We start from the raw sequence: 21,060 nt of genomic DNA, 5'->3' as shown, positions 1-21,060 counted from the left end.
TTACCTCGCGTTGCTGGCGCCCACCGGGGATTCCGGTTGGAGCTTCAGGTAGAAGTAGAACAGCACCAGGGTGATCGCCACCAACAAGGCTGCACCGGCACTGGCCAGGCCCCAATTGAGGAACGACTGCACCTGCTGGATGATGAATTCCGGCAGCATCATGTTCTGCGCGCCGCCCAGCAGGGCCGGGGTCACGTAGTAACCGAGGGACATCACGAACACCATCAGCCCGCCGGAGAAGAGCCCCGGCCGGCACAGCGGCAGGAATACCCGGAAGAAGTTGGTCCAGGGGCTGGCACCACAAATGGAGCCGGCTTGCAGGATCATCGGGTCGATGGCCTGCATGGTCGCCTGCAACGGCAGGACGATGAACGGGATCATGATGTAGCTCATGCCGATCACCACGCCGGTGAGGTTGTGCACCATCTCCAGCGGTTGGTCGATGATGCCCAGCGCCATCAACGCCTTGTTCACCACCCCGGAGGCTTGCAACAGCACCAGCCAGGAGTAGGTGCGGGCCAGCAGGCTGGTCCACATCGACAGCAACACGATGTTCAGCATCCAGCGGCCCCAGCCGCGGGGCACCAGGGTGATGGCCCAGGCCAGGGGGAAACCCAGCAGCAGGCTGAACAACGTCACCAGGCCGGCCACCGAAAAGGTGTTGAACAACACCCGGGCGTAGGCCGAGTTGGCGAACAGTTGTTCGTAGTTGCCCAACCCAGGCACCGGCTCCAACACACCGCGCAGCAACAGGCCGATCAGTGGCGCCAGGAAGAACAGACCCAGGAACAGCAGGGCGGGGAGCAGGTTACCGGCCCCACGCCAGCGCTGCGCCAGCGACGGGGTTTGCGTCGCTGCCTTGGCCTGTACCGCACCGGCAGCGTCAATGGCGCCCCCAGTGCGAGGGGTTGTCGTTGCCGACATTTTTATTTGACCAGCCATTCGTTCCACCGTGTCGCGATGTCCTGACCGTTCTTGGCCCAGTACGCGAAATCAAGCGTGATCTGATCCTTGGCGTAGGCGGTCGGCAGGTTGGGGGCGAGCACCGAATCCAGGCGTGCAACGCTGTCGACGTTGACCGGGGCATAGGCGGTCAGGTTGGAAAAGTCGGCCTGGCCCTTGGCGCTGCTGGCGTTGGCCAGGAACTTCATGGCTGCGGCCTTGTTTTTCGAGCCCTTCGGGATGACCAGGATGTCGGCCATGACCAGGTTCTGCTTCCAGCTTACGCCGACCGGGGCGCCGTCTTGCTGCAAGGCGTAGATGCGACCGTTCCAGAACTGCCCGATGCTGGCTTCGCCGGACGCGAGCAACTGCTGGGACTGGGCGCCGCCGCCCCACCAGACGATGTCTTTCTTGATGGTGTCGAGTTTCTTGAAGGCGCGGTCCAGGTCCAACGGATAGAGCTTGTCGGCCGCGACGCCGTCGGCCAGCAGCGCCAGTTCCAGTACGCCGGGGCTTGGCCATTTGTACAGGGCGCGTTTGCCGGGGTAGGTCTTGGTGTCGAACAGCGCGGACCAGTCCTGGGGCTTGCCGGAACCGAGCTTGCCCTCGTTGTAGCCGAGGACGAAAGAGAAGTAGAACGAACCGACGCCGTGATCGGAAACGAAGCGCGGGTCGATCTTGTCCCGTTGGATGACCGAGAAGTCGAGGGGTTCGAGCAGGCCTTCGGCGGCGGCGCGCAAAGCGAAGTCCGCCTCTACGTCGACCACGTCCCACTGCACGTTACCGCTTTCGACCATGGCCTTGAGCTTGCCATAGTCGGTGGGGCCATCCTGGACCACGGTGATGCCGCTGGCCTTGCTGAACGGGTCGGCCCAGGCCTGTTTCTGCGCGTCCTGGGTGCTGCCGCCCCAACTGACGAAGTTGACGCTTTCAGCGGCCATTGTCGCCTGGCTGGTGACACTCAACAGGCCGGCAAAAAGAATTGCGGCTGCACTTTTCTTCAACACCATTTTCACGCCCTCATTGTTGTGTTTTTGAGCGGGCTTTTGTCGCCCGCCTATCGGGAGCAGTAGGTCCATCTGGCCTTAAAGGCGACCGTGCCAAGGGCTCTTGTTTGTACTTTCCCTTTCGGGGCACTTGGCTGAAGTGTTCGGTCTATGGAATATCATATTATGGTATTCCAAACTTTCTGCAAGCATTTTGCCGTACCGGCTATCTGTCCGGGGGTAGATTTTTCCCTGTCATTGCTGGGTCGAGCCCTGTGGGAGCGAGCTTGCTCGCGATAGCGGTGTGTCAGTCAACATTCAGGTTGGCAGGTCCATTGCTATCGCGAGCAAGCTCGCTCCCACAGGGGATTTGGGTGTTGCCTTGGGCTTATCTGGTGAAGGGAATGCTCTCCACCACCTCCAGGTCATACCCCGTCAATCCCGCGTACTTGAGCGGTGGTCCCAGGTGGCGCAATTTGCCGACGCCCAGGTCCTGCAGAATCTGTGCCCCGGTGCCTACTTCGGAATAGATACGTGATTGGGAGCGGCTGAATTGTCGTGGCGGCTGGGTCAGTTGCGGCACACGCTCGAGCAGCGCCTGAGAAGATTCGTGGTTGGCCAGCACGACCACCACGCCGCGACCCTCTTCGGCCACCCGCTGCAGGGCCGCCCACAGCGTCCAATTGGAAGGGCCGTTGTATTCGGCACCGACCAGGTCCCGCAGCGGGTCGATCACATGCACCCGCACCAGCGTCGGCTCATCCCGGCGAATCTCACCCATCACCATCGCCATGTGAACACCGCCTTCGATACGGTCTTCGAAGGTGAACAAGCGGAAGGTGCCATGCACCGTGGGCAGTTCCCGTTCACCAATGCGCACCACGGTGTGCTCGGTGCTCAAGCGGTAGTGGATCAGGTCGGCGATGGTGCCGATCTTGATCCCGTGCTTGCGGGCGAAAATCTCCAGGTCCGGCCGGCGGGCCATGGTGCCGTCATCGTTCATCACTTCGACGATCACCGAGGCCGGCGTGAAACCCGCCAGGCGCGCCAGGTCGCAACCGGCTTCGGTGTGCCCGGCGCGGGTCAATACACCGCCTTCCTTGGCCCGCAGCGGGAAGATATGCCCCGGCTGCACGATGTCGCTGGGCCCCGAATCGGCGGCCACGGCGGCGGCGACGGTGCGCGCCCGGTCGGCGGCGGAAATGCCGGTGGTCACGCCGGTGGCGGCCTCGATGGACACGGTGAACGCGGTGCTGAACACACTGCCGTTACTCGGCACCATTTGCTCAAGGCCCAGGCGCTGGCAGTGTTCGTCGGTCAGGGTCAGGCAAATCAATCCACGCGCTTCGCGAGCCATGAAGCTGATGGCCTGGGCGTTGCAACAGTCGGCGGCCAGCAGCAGGTCGCCTTCGTTTTCCCGATCTTCGTCATCCACCAGCAACACCATCTTGCCCAGGCGGTAGTCTTCGATGATTTCCTGAATGCTGTTAAAGGCCATGTCGGGCTCTCTTTGTTCTGATAGGGCTTGCTGGAATGATGTTGTGGTATACCATAATACAAAATAAACCAAGAGGTCACTATGAAGGCGTACTGGATTGCTCATGTGGATGTCACCGACCCCGATCAATACAGCCAATACACCCAACGGGCGCCGGCGGCGTTTGCCTTGTATGGCGGTCGGATGCTGGCCCGGGGCGGGCGCAGCGAAGCGATGGAGGGCAGGGCCACGCCGCAGCGCAGCGTGGTGATCGAGTTCGACTCCTACGAACAGGCGCTGGCCTGCTATCACTCGGCGCAGTATCAAGAGGCCAAGCGCCATCGCGAAGGCGTGGCCCGGGCCGAGGTGATCATTGTCGAGGGTGTGGCGCCTTTATAGATCGGTGTGGGACCACGCCCCCTGTGGGAGTCAGCGAATGAAGTGGATCTTGCCGCTGTCGTCGTTGCCCATGTAGATGCCATAGACCCCGGCCCGGCGTTCCTCGATATAACGTTCGAGGATCTGCCGGATGGCCGGGTAGTAGATGCTGTCCCAGGGAATGTCTTCGGGGGCGAAGAACTGGCAGGCGAGGGTTTCCGGGCCGAACTGGCCGGTGATCTCCAGCGCGATGGCGCGGAAGATGATGTACACCTCGCTGATCTTTGGCACGCTGAAGATCGAGTAGGGCGAGACGATTTCAGCGCGTACGCCGGTTTCCTCCCAGACTTCGCGCAGCGCCGCCTGTTCGGTGGTTTCACCGCCCTCCATGAAGCCGGCCGGCAGTGTCCAGGTGCCCGGGCGCGGCGGGATGGCGCGCTGGCACAGCAGGTACTTGCCGTCCTGCTCGATGATGCAGCCGGCAATGATCTTCGGGTTGACGTAGTGGATGTAGCCGCAACCGCCACACATCAGTCGCTCATGGGTATCGCCCGTTGGCAGGCGATGACTCAGGTCATTGCCGCCGCACTTTGGACAAAAGCTCGGGCTGAACATGGCTAGCGACCTATGCGCGGTTCTTTGAGGGCGATGGGTGGGATGATTTCGGGGATTTCACCGGTCTCTTCCTGTTTGCGCTTGAGGTATTCCAGGGCAACCTTGGCGGCGGCGCGCACGTGGTCGACGCAGGCCTGGTGGGCCGCCAGGGGATCGCCGCTCTTGATCGCCTCCACCATGCGCTCCATCTCCTGGTTGCTGTTGCCGCGACGGTTCTCCTGGGACACCGAAGTCGCCCGCAAATAGCTGATGCGTGCCTGCAACTGGCGCAACTGGGTGGCGGCGACATGGTTGCCGGAGCCTTCGAGCAACACGTCGTAGAAGCCTTGCACCGAATCGATGACCTGTTGCAGTTCGCCCTCTTTGAGGGCCTTGCGGTTTTCCGCGAGGGCTTTTTCCAGGGCCTTGATGTCCTTGGCCTTGGCGCGCAGGGTGAACAGCTGGACGATCAGGCCTTCGAGCACGCAACGCAGCTCATAGATGTCCACGGCGTCGGCCAAGGTGATGATGGCGACCCGCGGCCCCTTGGCATCGGCAAACTCCACCAGGCCTTCGGATTCCAGGTGGCGCAGCGCTTCGCGTACCGACGTGCGGCTCACACCCAGGCGATCGCACAGATCGCGTTCGACCAGGCGATCGCCCGGCAGAAGCTGGAAGTTCATGATGGCGCTTCGCAGTTTATCCAGCACGATCTCGCGCAGGGTAACGGGGTTGCGATTGACCTTGAAGCTGTCGTCGAGTGGCAGGCGTTTCATGGGGTCCGCTCTGTAATATGGCTGTCCATGCCAAACGGGCAACGTCCGTGCACGTTCAGTTCAAACAGCCGAGGGTTGACTGGAGGCCTCGGCATCGGCTTCGGCGAAGGCTTCACGGGCAAGCCGGAAACTGTCCACGGCAGCGGGAACACCGCAATAGATACCGACTTGAAGCAGAATTTCGCGTATTTGCTCACGACTCAGGCCGTTACGCAAGGCGCCGCGCACATGCAGCTTGAGTTCGTGCGGGCGATTGAGCGCCGAGATCATGGCCAGGTTGATCATGCTGCGCTCCTTGAGCGACAACCCCTCGCGACCCCAGACATGGCCCCAGCAATATTCGGTGACCATTTCCTGTAATGGCCGGTTGAAATCGTCGGCGTTCTCGATGGAACGGTTGACGTAGTCCTGGCCCAGCACCTGGGTGCGGATCTTCAGGCCTTGTTCGTACTTGTCGTTGCTCATGCGGGCTTCCTGAAAAAAGTGATGGGCCTGTGGGGGCGAGCTCGCGATAGCGGTGTGGCAGTCACCGTAAGGTTGGATGTGCTGCCGTCATCGCGAGCAAGCTCGCTCCCACAGGGATGTGTACGGTCGTCAGGCGAGTGCGGGCAGTGGGCCCAACTTGCCCTTGTGATAGATCATGGGCGTCACCGGCTGCTCGGGCAGGATCAGGTTCTTCACTGCGCCGACGATGATCGCGTGGTCGCCGCCATCGTATTCGCGCCACAGTTCGCATTCGATGATCGCCGTGGCCTTGCTCAGCAATGGATTGCCCAGGTCGCTCAGGTGCCAATCGATGCCCTTGGCCTTGTCCTTGCCTTTACCGGCAAAGGCATAGGCTTCGGCGGTCTGGTCGGCGGACAGCAGGTGGATCGCGAACTGCTTGCTGTCGCGCAGCACCGGGTAGGTGTCAGAGGCGTAGTTGGGACAGAACAGCACCAGCGCCGGGTCGATCGACAGCGCGCTGAAGGCACTGGCGGTGATACCGACGATGTTGCCGTCCGGGTCTAGGGTGGTGACCACCGTGACGCCGGACGGGAAGGAACTCATGACTTCTTTGTAGATGCCGGGTTCGATCATTTCTCAGGACTCCTAGCGCATCACGAACGGATCAGGCATAGGTGCCTGGGACAGGTTGATCCACACCGTTTTCAGTTCCGTATAGGCCAGCACCGAATCGATGCCGCTCTCGCGCCCATAGCCGCTGTTCTTGAAACCACCGATGGGTGCCATGGCCGACACTGCACGGTAGGTGTTGACCCAGATGATGCCCGAACGCACATCCCGGGCCAGGCGATGGGCACGGCCCAAGTCGCGGGTCCAGATGCCGGCGGCGAGGCCGAACTGCGAGTCGTTGGCAATCGCCAGGGCCTCGGCCTCGTCCTTGAAACGAATCACCGAGGCCACCGGGCCGAAGACTTCTTCCTGCATGATCTTCATCGAGTTGCGGTCGCATTCGAACAGCGTCGGCTCATAGAACCAACCATCCCCAAGATTCTCCGGACGCTTGCCGCCAGTGCGCAGGCGCGCCCCTTCGGCGATGGCATCGGCCACCAGGTCTTCGACCACGGCCAGTTGCTGCGCGGTGGCCATGGGGCCCATTTCGCTGGTGTCTTCCTGCGGGTTGCCGATGCGGATGCGCTGGGCCCGTTCGACCAGGCGCGAGACGAACTCGTCGTAGATTTCGTCCTGCACCAGCAAGCGCGAACCGGACACGCAGCTTTGGCCGGATGCCGCATAAATCCCGGCTATCGCCCCGTTGATCGCACTGTCCAGGTCGGCATCGGCAAAGATAATGTTCGGCGACTTGCCACCCAGTTCCAGTGATAGCTTGGCGAAGTTCTCGGCGCTGCTGCGCACCACATGTCGCGCCGTGGCCGCACCGCCGGTGAAGGCGATCTTGCGCACCAGTGGATGACGGGTGAGGGCGGCGCCTGTGCTTGGGCCGTAACCGGTGACGACGTTGACCACCCCCGGTGGAATGCCGGCTTCCAAGGCGAGGCGAGCCAGTTCCAGGACGGTAGCAGAAGCGTGTTCGGAAGGCTTGATGACGATGGTATTGCCGGCCGCCAGCGCCGGGGCGAGCTTGATCGCGGTCAGGTACAGCGGGCTGTTCCAGGGAATGATCGCCGCGACCACGCCCATGGCTTCGTGCACGGTGTAGGCAAACAGGTCGGGCTTGTCCAGCGGCAGGGTGCCGCCTTCGAGCTTGTCGGCCAGGCCTGCGGTGTAATGAAAGAACTCCGGCAGGTAGCCGACCTGGCCGCGGGTTTCGCGAATCAGCTTGCCATTGTCGCGGCTTTCCAACTGGGCCAGTTGTTCTTTGTTCTCGGCGATCAGGTCACCGAGACGACGCAACAGCTTGCCGCGGGCGGTGGCGGTCAAGCCGCGCCAGGCCGGGCTGTCGAAGGCGGTTTGCGCAGCCTGGACGGCGCGCTCGACATCGGCTTCATCGGCATCGGGCAACTCGGCCCAGGGTTGTGCCAGGGCCGGGTCCAGGCTTTCGAAGGTCTTGCCGGACAGGGCATCGACCCATTCACCGCCGATGCACATGGAAAAGCGTGCGAGTGTCATGCAACGATCCCCTTGATCTGGTTTTGTCGGGCGTTTGCCGCGTCGAGGAATTCCAGCAACAGCTGGTTGACCAGGCGCGGCGACTCTACCGGCATCATATGCCGCTGTTCGGCGAGCACGGCAACGCTGGCGCCGGGAATTCGCTCGGCCAGTTGCCGGGCCATTTCCGGTGTCGAGCCGGGGTCCAGTTCACCGGTCGCGATCAGCGTCGGCACTTGGATATTGCCCAGGTCATCGGCGCGGTACATGTCCTGGGTGGCGAACAGTTCATAGGTGGTCAGGTAGCCCTGGGGATCATTCTGCGCCAGGGTCTGGCGCAACGCGGCAATCTGCGCGGGGTTGGCCGCCTGGTATTCACGGCTGAACCAGCGCGACAACGCCGCCTCGGCATTGGCGTCCGGCCCATGCTCGGCGGCCTGTGCGGTGCGGGCGATGACCCCGGCGCGTTGTTCGGCGCTGCGATTGAACACGCTGTTGAGCACCACCAGGCCTTGCAGGCGCTGCGGGTAATGCAAGGCAAACGCACGGGCCACCAGGCCGCCCATGGAGAAACCGATCACGGTCGCCTGGGGCAGCTGCAAATGGTCGAGCAGCTCCAGCAACTGGTCGGCGTAGCCCAGCAATGCGGTTCCGCTTTGCGGGCGCGGGCTGGCGCCATGGCCGAGCATGTCGTAGGCAATCACCCGGTATTGGGTGGCCAGGCCAACGACCTGGCCACCCCACATTTCTTTGTTCAGGCCCACGCCATGGATCAAGACCACGGGTTGGCCTTGGCCGGTTGCCAGGTAGCTGGTGCCGGCCGGGGTGAGTTCAGCGGTGAGCCGAATCATGGAGCGCTCCTGCATGCCTTTTTTATTGTGGTTACCGAGGCTGGATTACTGTGCATTCTCGGCGGCCAGTTCTTCCAGGTCGATGTAGCGGTTGCCGATGCGCGGGTGCAGGCGGCCGCCATCGGCGCAGCCCAGCACCACGACGATTTCGTCGGCGCGCGGGGCGTCTTCGATTTGCATCTCCAGGGTGATGTAGTGCGAGCGCAGGCCTTCGTCGTCTTTGTGCATCATCGGGATCTGAATCGAGGTGCCAGGGCCGCCGCGCTTGTTGGTGAAGCTCAGGTAGCTCTTGGCCTTGACCGCTTCGCGGTAGTGGTTGCCAAAACGCAGGGTATGGATCACGGCGGAGGCGTGCTCGATTTCGCCGTCTGCACCGACTACCGCGGCCTTGCCGTAGGCTTCAATCTTCTCGGCGCCGCCGATGATGCCCACCAGACGCTCGACCATCAGCGCGCCGAGGTCGGAGCAGTTGGCGCGGATTTCCGGTTTCAGGTCTTCGACGAAACCGCGACCCAGCCAAGGGTTCTTCATCACCACGGCCAGCCCGACCATGGTCACCGGTTTGTCGGTGGCCTTGCCGCCTTCGATAAAGGTTTCTTCGACATGGCTGACGATCTTGCGAATTTCGAAACTCATGAGCTGCTCCCCGGGGGTGAATAGGTCTTTGCGTATGATGGTATACCATAATACTGGTCGTGCAAATGTCGCGGATAAATTTGTTCGAAGAGAGGCGACGGAAGGCTGCCTTGCCCATGTCGCAATAGGGGGCTGGAAGTTGAACGGCGCTCCTGTGGCGAGGGACGCGGCCCCAAAGTCCCGCGTGTCAGCTATCGTTGAACCGAGCGTGCGTTTCAGCGGTGGGTATTAACTTCCCCTTTTCAGGGCATTCAACGCCGGCTTCCCGTCTGTCTGCACCAATTCGACTCGTTTCTGGCATTGGCGCCGAAAACTGAAATAAACGTTTCAGCCTGCAAACCGTATTTCGTCGCAAAATCGAAAATAAATTTCGCTTTTCTGTCGCTCTGCGACGGTTTTTCCAGCATTGGCGCGATGCACCGCACTTAGGCACAGCCCTTGCTACGACTCCATGACGAAAGAGCAACCAGAGGTATTCGATACGTAGATAGACAGGGGGGCGCACGTCATCCGGACGCAAAGGCCTGATCAGAGACCCAAGCCGAACGAGGTATCCAGAGAACCAGGGCTCATAAAACAGGCAAGGCCGTACTGAGTGGAATGACGACGAAATAAGAAATGCCGTGAATGACACGGCTGGGAGTTGGCTATGCCCCACGCTTTTTTTAACGAAATGTATGACGCCCAGGGTGACTGCCGCCCGCATTACCAAGCCTTCTCGCGCTGGCTGGCGGACACCCCGCTTGAACTGCTGGAGCAACGCCGTCGCGAAGCCGACCTGCTGTTCCACCGCGCCGGTATCACCTTCACCCTGTATGGGGACGAGCAGGGCACCGAGCGGTTGATTCCGTTCGACATCATCCCGCGCAGCATCAAGGCCAGTGAATGGCAGATGGTCGAGCGTGGCTGCATCCAGCGGGTCCAGGCCCTGAACATGTTTCTGGCCGACATCTACCATGGGCAACACATCCTCAAGGAAGGGATCATTCCGCCCGAGCAGGTGCTCGCCAACGAGGGTTACCAGATTGCGATGCAGGGCCTGGACCTGCACCGGGGCATCTATGCCCATATCGCCGGTGTCGACCTGGTGCGCGATGGCGACGGCAGCTACTACGTGCTGGAGGACAACCTGCGTACGCCCAGCGGCGTGAGCTACATGCTCGAAGACCGCAAGATGATGATGCGCCTGTTCCCCGAGCTCTTCGCCGCCCAGCGCGTGGCCCCCATCGATCATTACCCGAACCTGCTGCTCGACACCCTCAAGAGTTCCAGTCCCCTGGAAAATCCTACCGCCGTGGTGCTGACCCCGGGGCGCTTCAACAGTGCCTATTTCGAACACGCCTTCCTGGCCCGTGAAATGGGCGTGGAACTGGTGGAAGGGGCTGATCTGTTCGTGCGGGACGACCACGTGTACATGCGCACCACCGCCGGCCCCCGGCAGGTGGACGTGATTTACCGCCGCCTTGACGATGCCTACCTTGACCCGCTGTCGTTCAACCCCGATTCGATGCTGGGCGTGCCCGGGCTGATCGCGGTGTACCGTGCGGGCAACGTGGTGCTGGCGAACGCGGTCGGCACGGGTGTGGCCGATGACAAGTCGATCTACCCCTACGTCGATGAAATGATCCGCTTCTACCTCACTGAAGAGCCCATCCTGAAGAACGTGCCCACCTGGCAGTGCCGCAAGCCCCAGGATCTGTCCCACGTGCTGGCCAACCTGCCGGATCTGGTGGTCAAGGAAACCCAAGGTTCCGGCGGCTACGGCATGCTGGTCGGGCCGGCGGCGAGCGCGGCGGAGATCGAGGATTTCCGCGCGCGCCTCAAGGCCCGCCCCGAAGCCTACATCGCCCAGCCGACCCTGAGCCTGTCTACCTGTCCGACCTTTGTCGAGAGCGGCATCGCCCCGCGCCACATCGACCTGCGTCCGTTCGTGCTGTCGGGCAAGGAAACCCGCCTGGTGCCTGGCGGGCTGACCCGCGTGGCGCTGCGCGAAGGCTCGCTGGTGGTGAACTCGTCCCAGGGCGGTGGCACCAAAGACACTTGGGTCGTGGAGGACTAAGACATGCTTTCAAGAACTGCTTCGGACCTCTATTGGATGTCCCGCTACCTGGAGCGCGCCGAGAACCTGGCGCGCATGCTCGAAGTCAGCTATTCGCTGTCGCTGATGCCCCAGGCCGGGCGCAGCGATGGCCATGCGGAGCTGGCGATGTCGCTGCTGGCGGCCGGCACGCTGGACGACTACAACGCCCGTTATGACGCGCTCAACACCGAGCGCATGTTGCATTTCTTCGCCTTGGATGAAACCAACCCCGGCAGTATCTACAGTTGTCTGCGGGCCGCGCGGACCAATGCCCATGCCGTGCGCGGGCGCATCACCGCCGACATGTGGGAGAACATCAACGCCACCTGGCTGGAAATGCGCAACATCGCCAGCAACGGCTTGGGGCGCTACGGCATCAGCCATTTCTGCGAGTGGGTCAAGGAGCGCTCGCACCTGTTCCGTGGCGCGACATCGGGCACCATCATGCGCAACGACGCCTACTGTTTCATTCGCCTGGGGACCTTTATCGAACGGGCCGACAACACCCTGCGCCTGCTGGATGCCCGCTATGAGATGTTCGGCGAGGAGTCGGAGGAGGTCAGTGACAATTCGGCCCGAGGTTATTACCAGTGGAGTGCATTGCTGCGCGCGTTGTCGTCGTTCGAGGCGTTCAACGAGATCTACCGCAATGCGCCCAATGCCGAGCAGGTTTCGGAGATGCTGCTGCTGCGGGCCGATGTACCGCGCTCGTTGCATGCCTGCATCGAGGAACTGGACCATATCCTCGCCAGCCTGCCGGGCAACAACGGCCGGCCGGCGCAACGCCTGGCCGCCGAGCTGAATGCGCGCCTGCGCTATTCCGGCATCGACGAGATCCTGGCGTCGGGCCTGCACCAATGGCTGACCGACCTGATTGGTCAGATTCGCCACTTGGGCCAGACCGTTCATGAGTCTTACCTGGAGGTCGTATGAAACTGTCCATACGCCACGACACCACCTACAGCTATGCCGATGAAGTCTGCACCAGCATCCAGTTCCTGCGCCTGACGCCCCGGGACACTCAGCGCCAGCGTGTCCTGGAATGGCACCTGGAACTGCCGCGACGGGTACGCAGTCAGCTTGATCCCTATGGCAACATCTTGCATGTGATGACCATGGACGAGCCCCACGGTGCCTTGGTACTGACAGCTTATGGCGAGGTGGAAATCCATCAGTCCATCGCGATGGAACCGGACAACCAGTCGCCGCTGCCGTTCCTGCGTACCAGCCGTCTCACCGAGGCGGATGAAACCCTCAGTGCTTTCGCCGTCGAACAATGTGCAGGACGACGCGATCGTTCGGCCTTGACCGATCTGATGAACGGCCTGGCCGCGCGGATGCCCTACAGTCCCGGCACGACGGCGGTCAACAGTACGGCTGCCGAGGCGTTTGCCGGTGGAACCGGGGTGTGCCAGGACCATACCCACGCGTTCCTGGCCTGCGCGCGCAGCCTGGGTGTTCCTGCGCGCTATGTGTCCGGCTACCTGTGCACCGAGGATGAAAGCCACCTGGCGAGTCACGCCTGGGCGGAAGCCTGGCTGGGCGATGGCTGGTACAGCTTCGACGTGACCAACCGCCTGACCGTTCCAGACCGCCACCTGAAACTGGCGGTGGGCCTGGACTACCTCGACGCCTGCCCGGTACGCGGCATGCGCCGGGGTGGCGGAGCGGAGCAGATGCAGGCGAGGGTGCAGGTGAGTTCGATGGTGCAGGTACAGCACCAATAGAGGCAACCACCCGATCCCACATGGAATTGAGTGGTGGACACAAACCATGTATCCACCCGAGTGCCCCTGTGGGAGCCGAGCTTGCTCGCGATGGCGGCAGCCTATTCAACATCGATGCAAGCTGCCCCACCGTCTTCGCGAGCAAGCCCGCTCCCACATCAGATGTGTGGTGAACACAAAAAGTGTGAACGCCCGGAATCTACTGTGGGAGCCGAGCTTGCTCGCGATGGCGGCAGCCCATCCAACATTGCTGCAAACTGACCCACCGTCTTCGCGAGCAGGCTCGTTCCCACAAAACCTCACTCCCTCCATATCCTCCAAATGAAGCTTTCATGACAAAAGTTCGGTAGCACATAGCCATTCCCGTCATGCCTGTGTGACGTGTTCGAGGGGACCTTTCAGGTCGTTTGGAGCCGGGGCGCGAGGCCGGGAGTGAGGCGATGGGGACTATGGAACGTTATTCGAAAGTGGGCATGCAGGAGCTTGACCAGCGGCTGTCGAAAATCGTCGAGGCGGCGCGCAAGCAGCCGGTCTCGGTGTATCGCTACGGCGCGCCGTGGGTCTGGATCGTTTCCCAGGATGACTGGCAGGGCGCGCTCAAGGAAGTGTCCAGCTACATTCCGCAAGGCCATTCACTGGTCTTGCTGCGTCCGCAGATCGACGACCTGCTGGATGACCATCGCGATGTGCTGCTGGGCCTCAACGCCAGTGCCCAGATGCTGATCGCACCGCAAACCGCCATGCATATCCTCCTGCTGCAACTGCTCTATTCGGTTCCCAGCGAGCAGCAACTCTACGAACAACTCAACTACAACCTGCTGTTCCGCTGGTTCGTCGGCCTGGACCTGAACCAGAAGGTCTGGAGCTTCAACGTCCTGAGCAAAGACCTCGCCACACTGCTGGGCGACGCGCGGGCAGTGCGGCTCATCCAGAAAATCATCGGTGAAGTGTTCTGTGGCGCCTTGCTGCAAATGCCGGAGTTCTCCTTGAACTTCGCGCTGCTGCACACCTGGCTCGCCCGGCACGCCACGACATCGACCGCAAGCAATTGAGCCGTACTTTGAATTCAGGGGGTGGTGTGGAGCATTTCTTCAAATCGCGGCCGGCGCTGTGGGGCTGGTTGCTGCTGGCGGTCGGGGGGCCGTCGGCATTCGCCGCCGAAGGAGGGCCGGAAGGCGAACCGGTGCCGGCGCGCCTGGTGGACGTGAACGAGTATTTCGTGCGGGGCAACACCGTGCTCGATGCCCGGGCCATCGAGGAAGCGGTGTACCCGTTCCTCGGCCCGCAAAAGGCCTTGAGCGACATCGAAGGCGCCCGGGAGGCGTTGCAGAAGGCTTATCAGGCCCGGGGGTATCAATCGGTGTTCGTCGAACTGCCAGAGCAGAAAGTCGAAGACGGCATCGTCTACCTGCAAGTCAGCGAGACCAAGATCGGTCGGGTGCGCGTGGTAGGGGCCAAGCACTATTCGCCTGTGGAAATCCGTGAAGACGTGCCGGGGCTGAAGGAAGGCGAGGTGCCCGATTTCGCCCGGGTCCAGGCAGAGCTGGCGCAGTTGAACAAGACCCCGGGGCGCCAGGTCATGCCGCTGGTGCGCGAAGGCCAGCGCCCCGGGACCATGGACGTGGATTTGCAAGTCCAGGACCAGGATCCCTGGCAAGCGAGCCTGGGACTGAACAATGACTACAGTGCCGACACCGAAAAGCTGCGCACGGTCGCCAGCCTGGGCTACAACAACCTTTGGCAACTGGGCCACAGCGTTTCGCTGACCTTCTTCACTGCGCCCCAGGACACCGAAAACGCCAAGGTCTGGTCGGGTTCCTACACCGCGCCGCTGAGTGAACGCTGGAGTGTGCAGTTGTCGGGGTACCAATCCGACAGCAACGTGGCGACCGTCGGCGGCAGTAATGTGTTGGGCAAAGGGCATTCCTACGGGGTGTCGGCGATCTACAGCCTGCCGTCCACGGGGGCATGGGCCAACAGCTTTTCGGTCGGGGTGGATTTCAAGGACTTCGAGGAAGAGCTGAACCTGGGCGGTGCCAGCGACAAGGCGCCGCTCAAGTACGCGCCGTTCACCTTCGCCTATAACGGCTTTCGCTACACCGAAACCAGCCAGTTGGGCCTCGGCTTGAGCCTGGTGGCGGGTACCCGGAGCCTGCTGGGCTATGGCAGCTCCGACGAAGAGTTCGACTACAAGCGCTATCGCGCCAGTCCCAGCTTCGCGGTGCTCAAGGGCGACGGCAATTACACCTTCACCTTCGCCAATGATTGGCAGACCGCCTCCAAGGCCGCCTTCCAACTCGCCTCCGGGCCACTGGTTTCCAACGAACAATTCTCTGCCGGTGGCGCCACCTCGGTACGTGGCTACCTGGCCGCCGAGCGCACCGGTGATGACGGCTACCTGCTGTCCCAGGAGCTGCGCACCCCATCCCTGGCCAAGTTCCTCGGCAGTTATGTCCAGGAGTGGCGCTTCTATGCCTTCGCCGAAGGCGCGCAGCTGTATTTGCGTGACGAACTGCCCGACCAGGAAGCCGACTACAGCCTCGCCAGCGTCGGCCTCGGCACCCGTGCGAGCTTGAGCAAATGGCTGTCCGGCAGCCTCGACTGGGGCTATCCGCTGCTCGAAGGGCCCAACACCTCGAAACAGGAATCGCGCCTGCACTTCAACCTGCAAGCGACGTTTTGAACCCAGGAGTCATGTCCATGCAACGCTTATTGTTATCCCTGTTTATCTGCCTGGGGCTGGTGCTTCCGGCGACCGCCAACGCCTGGTGGCAGGACGACTGGCACTATCGCAAACAGATTTCGGTGGACACCACGCCCCAGGGCGCCGCCATCGCCCAGGCCTTGGGCCGCACCGCGTTGCTGGTGCGCTTGCACACCGGCAACTTCACCTTCGACGGGGTCAAGGACGACGGCTCGGACCTGCGTTTCGTCAGTGCCGACGACAAGACAGTGCTCAATCACCAGATCGAAAGCTTCGACCCACTGATGGGCATGGCGCTGATCTGGGTCGACGTGCCGAGCGTGGAGGGTGGTCAGCGCCAGGACGTATGGATGTATTACGGCAACCAGAAGGCGCCGGCCACGGGTAGCGGCCAGTTGACCTTCGACCCGGATTACACCGCCCTGTACCACTTCGATGGCGCCACCGGCGTACTGCCCCGGGATACCACGGCCTACGGCAACAATGCCCAGGGCGCGACCGGCGTGAGCATCGACGGTGTGATCGGGCGGGCCTTGCAGTTCAACGGCCAGCCGCTGTTGCTGCCGGCCAGTCCGTCGTTGCAACACAGTGCCGGCGCGGCGTTCACCTTCAGCACCTGGCTGCGCCAGGACCAGGCCAGTGGCGAACAAGTGATCCTGGCCCGTCGCGAAGCCGCCACCAGCCTGTTGGTCGGGGTCAACCAGGGTGTGCCGTTCGTGGCGATCAATGACCAGCGCGCGGTCTCGACCCAGCCGCTGAACCCCGGTCAGTGGCAGCACCTGGCGTTGACCGCCTCGGGCGACCGGGTCGTGCTGTACGTCAACGGGCGTGAGGCCGCGAGCCTGGCAGTGGCGATGCCGGCGTTCAATTCGCCGATCGCCCTGGGTGCTGATGTCTCCGCCGATGCCTTCGCGCCTTTCAGCGGCGCCATGGACGAAGCGCGCCTGTCCAAGGTCGCTCGCCCGGCGCCGTTGTTGTTGGCCGACGCCAGTGCCCAGGGCGCCGAATCGAAACTGGTGGCCTACGGCGTCGATGAAGAGCAGTCCGGCTTCGGTTTCGGCAGCCTGGGGTTCCTGCTCAACGCCGTGCCGCTCGACGCGTGGGTGATCATCGGGGTACTGGTGCTGATGATGTTCCAGTCGTGGGTCATCATGATCCGCAAGAACCGCATGGTCAGCCGCCTCAGTGCCGCCAACGAAGCCTTCCGCGAGCAGTTCGCCAAGATCGGCACGCGCCTGGAAATGTTCGCCGACGACCAGGACCTCGCCCAGCGCCTGCAACATTCATCGCTGTGGCGCTTGTACTTGGTGGCCGTCAAGGAAATCCGCACCCGTCGTGAACAGGGTGCTGACACCTCGTCGGTGTCGGCGGCCACCATCGAAGCGATCCGTTGCTCGATGGACGGCGTGCGCACCCGCGAAAACCAGGCGCTGAGTTCGAAGCTCTCGACCCTGTCCAACGCCATCGCCGGCGGGCCTTACATCGGCCTGCTCGGCACTGTGCTGGGGATCATGGTGGTGTTCCTCGGCACGGCCATGGCCGGCGACGTGAACATCAACGCCATCGCCCCGGGCATGGCCGCGGCATTGCTCGCCACGGCCATGGGCCTGTTCGTCGCGATCCCGGCGTTGTTTGGCTACAACCGCCTGATCACCCGCAACAAGGAAGTCAGCGCCGACATGCGGGTCTTTGTCGATGAGTTCATCACGCGCCTGGCGGAAATGCACGGCGAAGGCCAGTCCGGTGAAGCGACCCATCGTCGCGGTCATCACGTCCAACCGTCCGTACCGGCCTGAGGGAGTCGCCATGGCTAGCGTAAACGCCTCACATGATGACGACGACGATGCCGCAGTCGACAGCATCAACATCACGCCGCTGGTGGATGTGCTCATGGTGGTGCTGGTGATGTTCATCCTCACGGCCACGGCTCAGGTTTCAGGTATCCAGATCAACCTGCCCAAGGCCAGTGCCTCGGTGTCATTGTCCGAAGCCAAGACCAAGGCGATTTCGGTGAATGACGGCGGGCAGGTGTTCCTCGATGCCTACCCGGTAACCCTGGCCGAGCTGGAAGAGCGCCTGCGCATCGAAAAGGCCCAGAGCCCGGATTTCCCGGTGATCGTGCGCGGCGACGCGACGGTGCAGTACCAGAAAGTCATTGAAGTACTGGACCTGTTGCGGCGCCTGGAACTGTCCCAGGTCGGCCTCGTGACCGGCAAACCGAGCCAGGGCTGATCATGACCGCCAGACTTCCCATCAATCCGCCCCCGGTGAAGACTTCGCCGCTGCGCCTGCTCAAGTGGGCCGCCGGCCTGCTGCTGGGCGCCATCGCGGCCTGGCTGCTGTGGCAGTGGGCCAACGACATGAGTGGCGTGCGCCGCGAAGCCCCGAAGGTACCGACCATCATCCCATTGCCGCCTCCGCCCCCACCACCGCCAGAGAAGCCCAAGGAACCTGAGCCCCAGGTCGAGGAAAAGGTGGTCGAGCCAGAACCGACCCCGGAGCCCGAAGAGGTCAAGCCCGAGGAAGAGGCGCCGCCGTCGCCAGTCGATGACCTGGCGAACCCGATGCAGATGGACGGCGATGCCCAGTCCGGCAATGACGCCTTCAACATCGGTGCCGGCAAGGGCGGCGGCATGGCCGGGGCCGGTGGTGGCGGTGGGCTGGGGAACGCCACTTACGGCCAGATGATGGCTGTTTCCTTTCAGCGTCTGCTACGCGATGACCCCGAGCTCCGCAGGCTGGAGTTCACGTTGCAGGCCGATGTCTGGATCAGTGCCTCGGGGGAAGTCACCCGAGTGGAACTGGCGAAGTCCAGCGGTAACCCGCAGACCGACGAGAAAGTCATCGCTTCGCTGCGCGCTTCGCGGCATTTGAATGAACGGCCACCGGCCTCCCTGAAGATACCTGTACGCATGACATTTAAAGGAAAGCGTCCGGGCTAGTCGAAGTTCTAGAAAGTTTGCCAACAGGAGTTGTGTGCAGATGATTTCCAATGTGAATCGATTGTCGTGGGCGATCGGCCTGATGGTCCTTAGTCTGGCCGGCCACGCGGCCGCCGCCCCGGGGCCTTCGGAAAACGCCACGATCAATCTGATCCGCCTGCTGGTGCAGCAGGGTGTGTTGAAACAGGACCAGGCCGATGGCTTGATCGCCCAGGCCGAACGCGAAGCCGTACAGGCCCGCCAGGCCGCCACGGCAGTCGCCGCGACGCCCGCCGGTGCGCCGGGGGACGTGCGGGTGCAATACGTGCCAAATATCGTGCGTGAGCAGATTCGCGACCAGGTCAAGGCTGAAGTCATGGCCACCGCCAAGCAGGAAAACTGGGCCCAGCCCAATACTTTCCCGGACTGGGTCTCGCGCATCAGTTTTGACGGCGACATTCGCCTGCGGGATGAGTCGCGCTATTACTCGGGCACCAACAGCAACGAAATCGTCGACTTCGCCCGCCTCAATGACAAGGGGCCCTACGACGTCAACCCCAACAGCAGCTCCAGCCTGCCGCCGTTACTCAACACCCGTGAGGACCGCGAGAACCTGTTCCGCCTGCGCGCACGTCTTGGCATGAAGGCCGTGATTGCCCCGCAATGGACTGCGGGTATCCGCATCGGCACCGGCTCGGACAACAACCCGGTGTCCACCACCCAGACCCTCGGTGGCGGTTTTGGCAAAAAAGACATCTGGCTCGACCAGGGCTACCTGACCTGGAAACCCTCGGACGAATTGACCCTGACCGGCGGGCGTTTCGCCAACCCGTTTTTCTCCACTGACCTGTTGTATTCCGGCGATCTGAACTTCGACGGTGTGGCGGCGAATTTCAACCACAAGCTCAGTCAGGATTGGGGCGTGTTCGGCACCGTCGGCGCGTTTCCGGTGGAGTACACCAACGACACCAGCACCAGCAATGGCAGCGACAAGGAAGAGAGCGACAACAAGTGGCTGTACGGTGCGCAACTGGGGGCCAACTGGGTCATCAATGACAGCAACCGCATCAAGGGCGCGTTGGCCTATTACCGCTTCGACGACATCGAAGGCCAGCGCTCTTCGCCGTGCCAGCCTTGGGCCGGTGATCCAGGCTGTGACAGCGACGGTTCGCGGGTAGCGTTCATGCAGAAGGGCAACACCGTGTTCCTGCTGCGCGACATCACGCCCAATCCCCTCAACCCGTCCACCACGCCACAGCCGCAATACGTCGGCCTAGCCTCGGAATTCAACCTGCTGGACCTGAATCTGGCCTGGGACACCGATCTGCCCGAAGACCTGAAGCTGCGCAGCCAGGCCCACTACGTCCACAACCTGGGCTACGACGAAGGCGAGATGCGTAAGCGCTCCGCGGGGCAGTTCGCCAACAACCTGGGCAGCGATGGCGAGGTGGAAAGCGGCGCCAACGCCTGGATGCTCCAGTTCACCCTTGGCAACTCCCTGGAACTCAAGCGCGAGGGCGACTGGAACCTGTTCGCCGGCTACAAGTACATCCAGCCGGACGCCTTGCCGGACGGCTTCAACGATTCGTCATTCCACCTGGGTGGCACCAACGCCAAGGGCTATTTCCTGGGCGGCAACTATGGCCTGGCGAGCAACGTCTTCGCCACCGGTCGTTGGTTGAGTTCCGAAGCGGTGTACGGCGCGCCGTACGACATCGATGTCTTGCAGCTTGAAATCAACACGCGCTTCTAAGCGCAGGGAGGTCTCATGAAAAGGCGTGGCATATACCAATGTCCGGCCGCGTTACTGGTGCTGGGCCTGCTTCTGAGCGGCGTCGCCCACGGCGAAGGCCTGGAAGAACGCTTGCGCGCGCAACTGCGCAGCACCACCGCTCAGTTGCAAACCCTGCAAAGCGAACAGGCCCAGGCCAGCGCCGCCCGGCAGGCTGCGGAGAGCCAGGCCAAGGAGGCCCAGGCGCAGATCAAGCAATTGACCGCGCAATTGAGCAAGGCTCAGGCCCTGAATGAGCAACTGGCCGGACATCAGCAAAACCTGCAAAGCCAGGCCCAGGCTCAGGTGGCGGCCAGCAACGAGCAAATTGGCAAGTTCAAGAAAGCCTACGACGAGCTGTTGGTCCTGGCTCGCGGCAAAGAGGCCGAGCGCGCGCGTCTGGAGGCACAATTGACCGAGCGTGACACACAAGTGCAGCAATGTTCGGTCAAGAATCAGCAGATGTACGAAGTCGCCAAGACGCTACTGCATGCCTACGAAACCATTGATGTGACCGACATCGTGAAGATCCGCCAACCGTTCGCGGCCAAGGCCCGGGTGCGTTTCGAAGAGCTGGCCCAAGGGTTCGGCGATGATCTCTACAAGAACCGTTTCGACGCGCCCCAGGCCTCGATCACTCACTGAAAAGAACAGAACAAGGATG

Annotated in this window: 21 protein-coding genes; 11 read left to right on the top strand and 10 right to left on the bottom strand. The window is 62.3% G+C overall.

Going from position 1 to position 21,060, the window contains the following annotated elements:
* The 3 genes from ACMTA2_RS19155 to ribBA form a co-directional block, all read right to left on the bottom strand.
* Positions 1–942 carry an ABC transporter permease gene (locus ACMTA2_RS19155; RefSeq protein ID WP_413791276.1) on the bottom strand — a complete coding sequence of 314 codons (942 nt, stop codon included), beginning with the start codon at positions 940–942 and terminating at the stop codon, positions 1–3.
* On the bottom strand, positions 927–1,952 hold the full coding sequence (locus tag ACMTA2_RS19150) for an ABC transporter substrate-binding protein (RefSeq protein ID WP_413791275.1): 1,026 nt from the start codon (positions 1,950–1,952) through the stop codon (positions 927–929). Before ACMTA2_RS19150 ends, ACMTA2_RS19155 begins: the two co-directional genes overlap by 16 nt.
* Before the next feature lie 364 nt (positions 1,953–2,316).
* Positions 2,317–3,426 (bottom strand): bifunctional 3,4-dihydroxy-2-butanone-4-phosphate synthase/GTP cyclohydrolase II, encoded by a 1,110-nt coding sequence (gene ribBA / locus ACMTA2_RS19145; RefSeq protein ID WP_413791274.1) that lies wholly within the window; start codon positions 3,424–3,426, stop codon positions 2,317–2,319.
* An 81-nt stretch (positions 3,427–3,507) separates the two neighbouring features.
* On the opposite strand from ribBA, the gene ACMTA2_RS19140 reads away from it, so the two are divergent.
* Positions 3,508–3,804 (top strand): DUF1330 domain-containing protein, encoded by a 297-nt coding sequence (locus ACMTA2_RS19140; RefSeq protein ID WP_116642177.1) that lies wholly within the window; start codon positions 3,508–3,510, stop codon positions 3,802–3,804.
* A 30-nt stretch (positions 3,805–3,834) separates the two neighbouring features.
* Here the strand turns inward: ACMTA2_RS19140 and ACMTA2_RS19135 are convergent, their stop codons facing one another.
* The 7 genes from ACMTA2_RS19135 to ACMTA2_RS19105 form a co-directional block, all read right to left on the bottom strand.
* A complete protein-coding gene (locus ACMTA2_RS19135) occupies positions 3,835–4,398 on the bottom strand; it encodes an NUDIX hydrolase (RefSeq protein WP_413791273.1) in 564 nt (187 codons plus the stop codon).
* A gap of 2 nt (positions 4,399–4,400) precedes the next feature.
* Positions 4,401–5,153, bottom strand: coding sequence for a GntR family transcriptional regulator (locus tag ACMTA2_RS19130; RefSeq protein ID WP_413791272.1), 753 nt, complete (start codon positions 5,151–5,153; stop codon positions 4,401–4,403).
* A 60-nt stretch (positions 5,154–5,213) separates the two neighbouring features.
* On the bottom strand, positions 5,214–5,618 hold the full coding sequence (locus tag ACMTA2_RS19125; RefSeq protein WP_413791271.1) for a carboxymuconolactone decarboxylase family protein: 405 nt from the start codon (positions 5,616–5,618) through the stop codon (positions 5,214–5,216).
* A 129-nt stretch (positions 5,619–5,747) separates the two neighbouring features.
* On the bottom strand, positions 5,748–6,233 hold the full coding sequence (locus ACMTA2_RS19120) for a flavin reductase family protein (protein ID WP_003201687.1): 486 nt from the start codon (positions 6,231–6,233) through the stop codon (positions 5,748–5,750).
* A 12-nt stretch (positions 6,234–6,245) separates the two neighbouring features.
* Entirely contained in the window at positions 6,246–7,727 is a 1,482-nt protein-coding gene (locus tag ACMTA2_RS19115; protein WP_413791270.1) for an aldehyde dehydrogenase, read from the bottom strand.
* Positions 7,724–8,557 carry an alpha/beta fold hydrolase gene (locus tag ACMTA2_RS19110; RefSeq protein WP_413791269.1) on the bottom strand — a complete coding sequence of 278 codons (834 nt, stop codon included), beginning with the start codon at positions 8,555–8,557 and terminating at the stop codon, positions 7,724–7,726. Before ACMTA2_RS19110 ends, ACMTA2_RS19115 begins: the two co-directional genes overlap by 4 nt.
* 45 nt (positions 8,558–8,602) lie before the next feature.
* Complete coding sequence (locus ACMTA2_RS19105; protein ID WP_413791268.1) at positions 8,603–9,193, bottom strand: amino acid synthesis family protein; 591 nt, start codon at positions 9,191–9,193, stop codon at positions 8,603–8,605.
* Between the two features lie 649 nt (positions 9,194–9,842).
* Here ACMTA2_RS19105 and ACMTA2_RS19100 point away from each other — a divergent pair.
* The 10 genes from ACMTA2_RS19100 (at position 9,843) to ACMTA2_RS19055 (ending at position 21,041) form a co-directional block, all read left to right on the top strand.
* Entirely contained in the window at positions 9,843–11,252 is a 1,410-nt protein-coding gene (locus tag ACMTA2_RS19100; RefSeq protein ID WP_413791267.1) for a circularly permuted type 2 ATP-grasp protein, read from the top strand.
* Positions 11,253–11,255: 3 nt separating this feature from the next.
* Positions 11,256–12,206: an alpha-E domain-containing protein gene (locus tag ACMTA2_RS19095; RefSeq protein WP_003201699.1), complete on the top strand. Its 951-nt coding sequence runs from the start codon at positions 11,256–11,258 to the stop codon at positions 12,204–12,206.
* On the top strand, positions 12,203–13,000 hold the full coding sequence (locus tag ACMTA2_RS19090; RefSeq protein ID WP_413791266.1) for a transglutaminase family protein: 798 nt from the start codon (positions 12,203–12,205) through the stop codon (positions 12,998–13,000). The genes ACMTA2_RS19095 and ACMTA2_RS19090 overlap by 4 nt, the downstream gene beginning before the upstream one ends.
* Positions 13,001–13,449: 449 nt before the next feature.
* Positions 13,450–14,052, top strand: a complete 603-nt coding sequence (locus tag ACMTA2_RS19085) for a transposase (protein ID WP_207965875.1) — start codon at positions 13,450–13,452, stop codon at positions 14,050–14,052.
* Between the two features lie 26 nt (positions 14,053–14,078).
* On the top strand, positions 14,079–15,683 hold the full coding sequence (locus ACMTA2_RS19080; RefSeq protein ID WP_413791265.1) for a ShlB/FhaC/HecB family hemolysin secretion/activation protein: 1,605 nt from the start codon (positions 14,079–14,081) through the stop codon (positions 15,681–15,683).
* A 17-nt stretch (positions 15,684–15,700) separates the two neighbouring features.
* The gene (locus ACMTA2_RS19075) at positions 15,701–17,500 is read left to right on the top strand and encodes a DUF2341 domain-containing protein (RefSeq protein WP_413791264.1); all 1,800 of its coding nucleotides are present in this window, start codon (positions 15,701–15,703) and stop codon (positions 17,498–17,500) included.
* Between the two features lie 10 nt (positions 17,501–17,510).
* A complete protein-coding gene (locus ACMTA2_RS19070; protein ID WP_003201710.1) occupies positions 17,511–17,936 on the top strand; it encodes an ExbD/TolR family protein in 426 nt (141 codons plus the stop codon).
* Between the two features lie 2 nt (positions 17,937–17,938).
* Positions 17,939–18,646, top strand: coding sequence for an energy transducer TonB (locus ACMTA2_RS19065; RefSeq protein ID WP_413791263.1), 708 nt, complete (start codon positions 17,939–17,941; stop codon positions 18,644–18,646).
* Positions 18,647–18,686: 40 nt separating this feature from the next.
* Positions 18,687–20,378: a putative porin gene (locus ACMTA2_RS19060; RefSeq protein ID WP_413791262.1), complete on the top strand. Its 1,692-nt coding sequence runs from the start codon at positions 18,687–18,689 to the stop codon at positions 20,376–20,378.
* Positions 20,379–20,393: 15 nt separating this feature from the next.
* On the top strand, positions 20,394–21,041 hold the full coding sequence (locus ACMTA2_RS19055) for a DNA repair protein (RefSeq protein WP_413791261.1): 648 nt from the start codon (positions 20,394–20,396) through the stop codon (positions 21,039–21,041).
* Positions 21,042–21,060 lie beyond the last annotated feature (19 nt).

The sequence above is a fragment of the Pseudomonas medicaginis genome, from assembly GCF_965119365.1.
GTDB lineage: Bacteria > Pseudomonadota > Gammaproteobacteria > Pseudomonadales > Pseudomonadaceae > Aquipseudomonas.
Note: the sequence above shows the minus strand (reverse complement) of the source record. Positions and strands in the feature narration are given on the sequence as shown.

Excerpts from the sequence above, each read along its gene's own strand:
- ACMTA2_RS19155 (WP_413791276.1), bottom strand. The coding sequence starts at position 942 with ATGGCTGGTCAAATAAAAATGTCGGCAACGACAACCCCTCGCACTGGG.
- ACMTA2_RS19150 (WP_413791275.1), bottom strand. The coding sequence starts at position 1,952 with ATGGTGTTGAAGAAAAGTGCAGCCGCAATTCTTTTTGCCGGCCTGTTG.
- ribBA (WP_413791274.1), bottom strand. The coding sequence starts at position 3,426 with ATGGCCTTTAACAGCATTCAGGAAATCATCGAAGACTACCGCCTGGGC.
- ACMTA2_RS19140 (WP_116642177.1), top strand. The coding sequence starts at position 3,508 with ATGAAGGCGTACTGGATTGCTCATGTGGATGTCACCGACCCCGATCAA.
- ACMTA2_RS19135 (WP_413791273.1), bottom strand. The coding sequence starts at position 4,398 with ATGTTCAGCCCGAGCTTTTGTCCAAAGTGCGGCGGCAATGACCTGAGT.
- ACMTA2_RS19130 (WP_413791272.1), bottom strand. The coding sequence starts at position 5,153 with ATGAAACGCCTGCCACTCGACGACAGCTTCAAGGTCAATCGCAACCCC.
- ACMTA2_RS19125 (WP_413791271.1), bottom strand. The coding sequence starts at position 5,618 with ATGAGCAACGACAAGTACGAACAAGGCCTGAAGATCCGCACCCAGGTG.
- ACMTA2_RS19120 (WP_003201687.1), bottom strand. The coding sequence starts at position 6,233 with ATGATCGAACCCGGCATCTACAAAGAAGTCATGAGTTCCTTCCCGTCC.
- ACMTA2_RS19115 (WP_413791270.1), bottom strand. The coding sequence starts at position 7,727 with ATGACACTCGCACGCTTTTCCATGTGCATCGGCGGTGAATGGGTCGAT.
- ACMTA2_RS19110 (WP_413791269.1), bottom strand. The coding sequence starts at position 8,557 with ATGATTCGGCTCACCGCTGAACTCACCCCGGCCGGCACCAGCTACCTG.
- ACMTA2_RS19105 (WP_413791268.1), bottom strand. The coding sequence starts at position 9,193 with ATGAGTTTCGAAATTCGCAAGATCGTCAGCCATGTCGAAGAAACCTTT.
- ACMTA2_RS19100 (WP_413791267.1), top strand. The coding sequence starts at position 9,843 with ATGCCCCACGCTTTTTTTAACGAAATGTATGACGCCCAGGGTGACTGC.
- ACMTA2_RS19095 (WP_003201699.1), top strand. The coding sequence starts at position 11,256 with ATGCTTTCAAGAACTGCTTCGGACCTCTATTGGATGTCCCGCTACCTG.
- ACMTA2_RS19090 (WP_413791266.1), top strand. The coding sequence starts at position 12,203 with ATGAAACTGTCCATACGCCACGACACCACCTACAGCTATGCCGATGAA.
- ACMTA2_RS19085 (WP_207965875.1), top strand. The coding sequence starts at position 13,450 with ATGGAACGTTATTCGAAAGTGGGCATGCAGGAGCTTGACCAGCGGCTG.
- ACMTA2_RS19075 (WP_413791264.1), top strand. The coding sequence starts at position 15,701 with ATGCAACGCTTATTGTTATCCCTGTTTATCTGCCTGGGGCTGGTGCTT.
- ACMTA2_RS19070 (WP_003201710.1), top strand. The coding sequence starts at position 17,511 with ATGGCTAGCGTAAACGCCTCACATGATGACGACGACGATGCCGCAGTC.
- ACMTA2_RS19065 (WP_413791263.1), top strand. The coding sequence starts at position 17,939 with ATGACCGCCAGACTTCCCATCAATCCGCCCCCGGTGAAGACTTCGCCG.
- ACMTA2_RS19060 (WP_413791262.1), top strand. The coding sequence starts at position 18,687 with ATGATTTCCAATGTGAATCGATTGTCGTGGGCGATCGGCCTGATGGTC.
- ACMTA2_RS19055 (WP_413791261.1), top strand. The coding sequence starts at position 20,394 with ATGAAAAGGCGTGGCATATACCAATGTCCGGCCGCGTTACTGGTGCTG.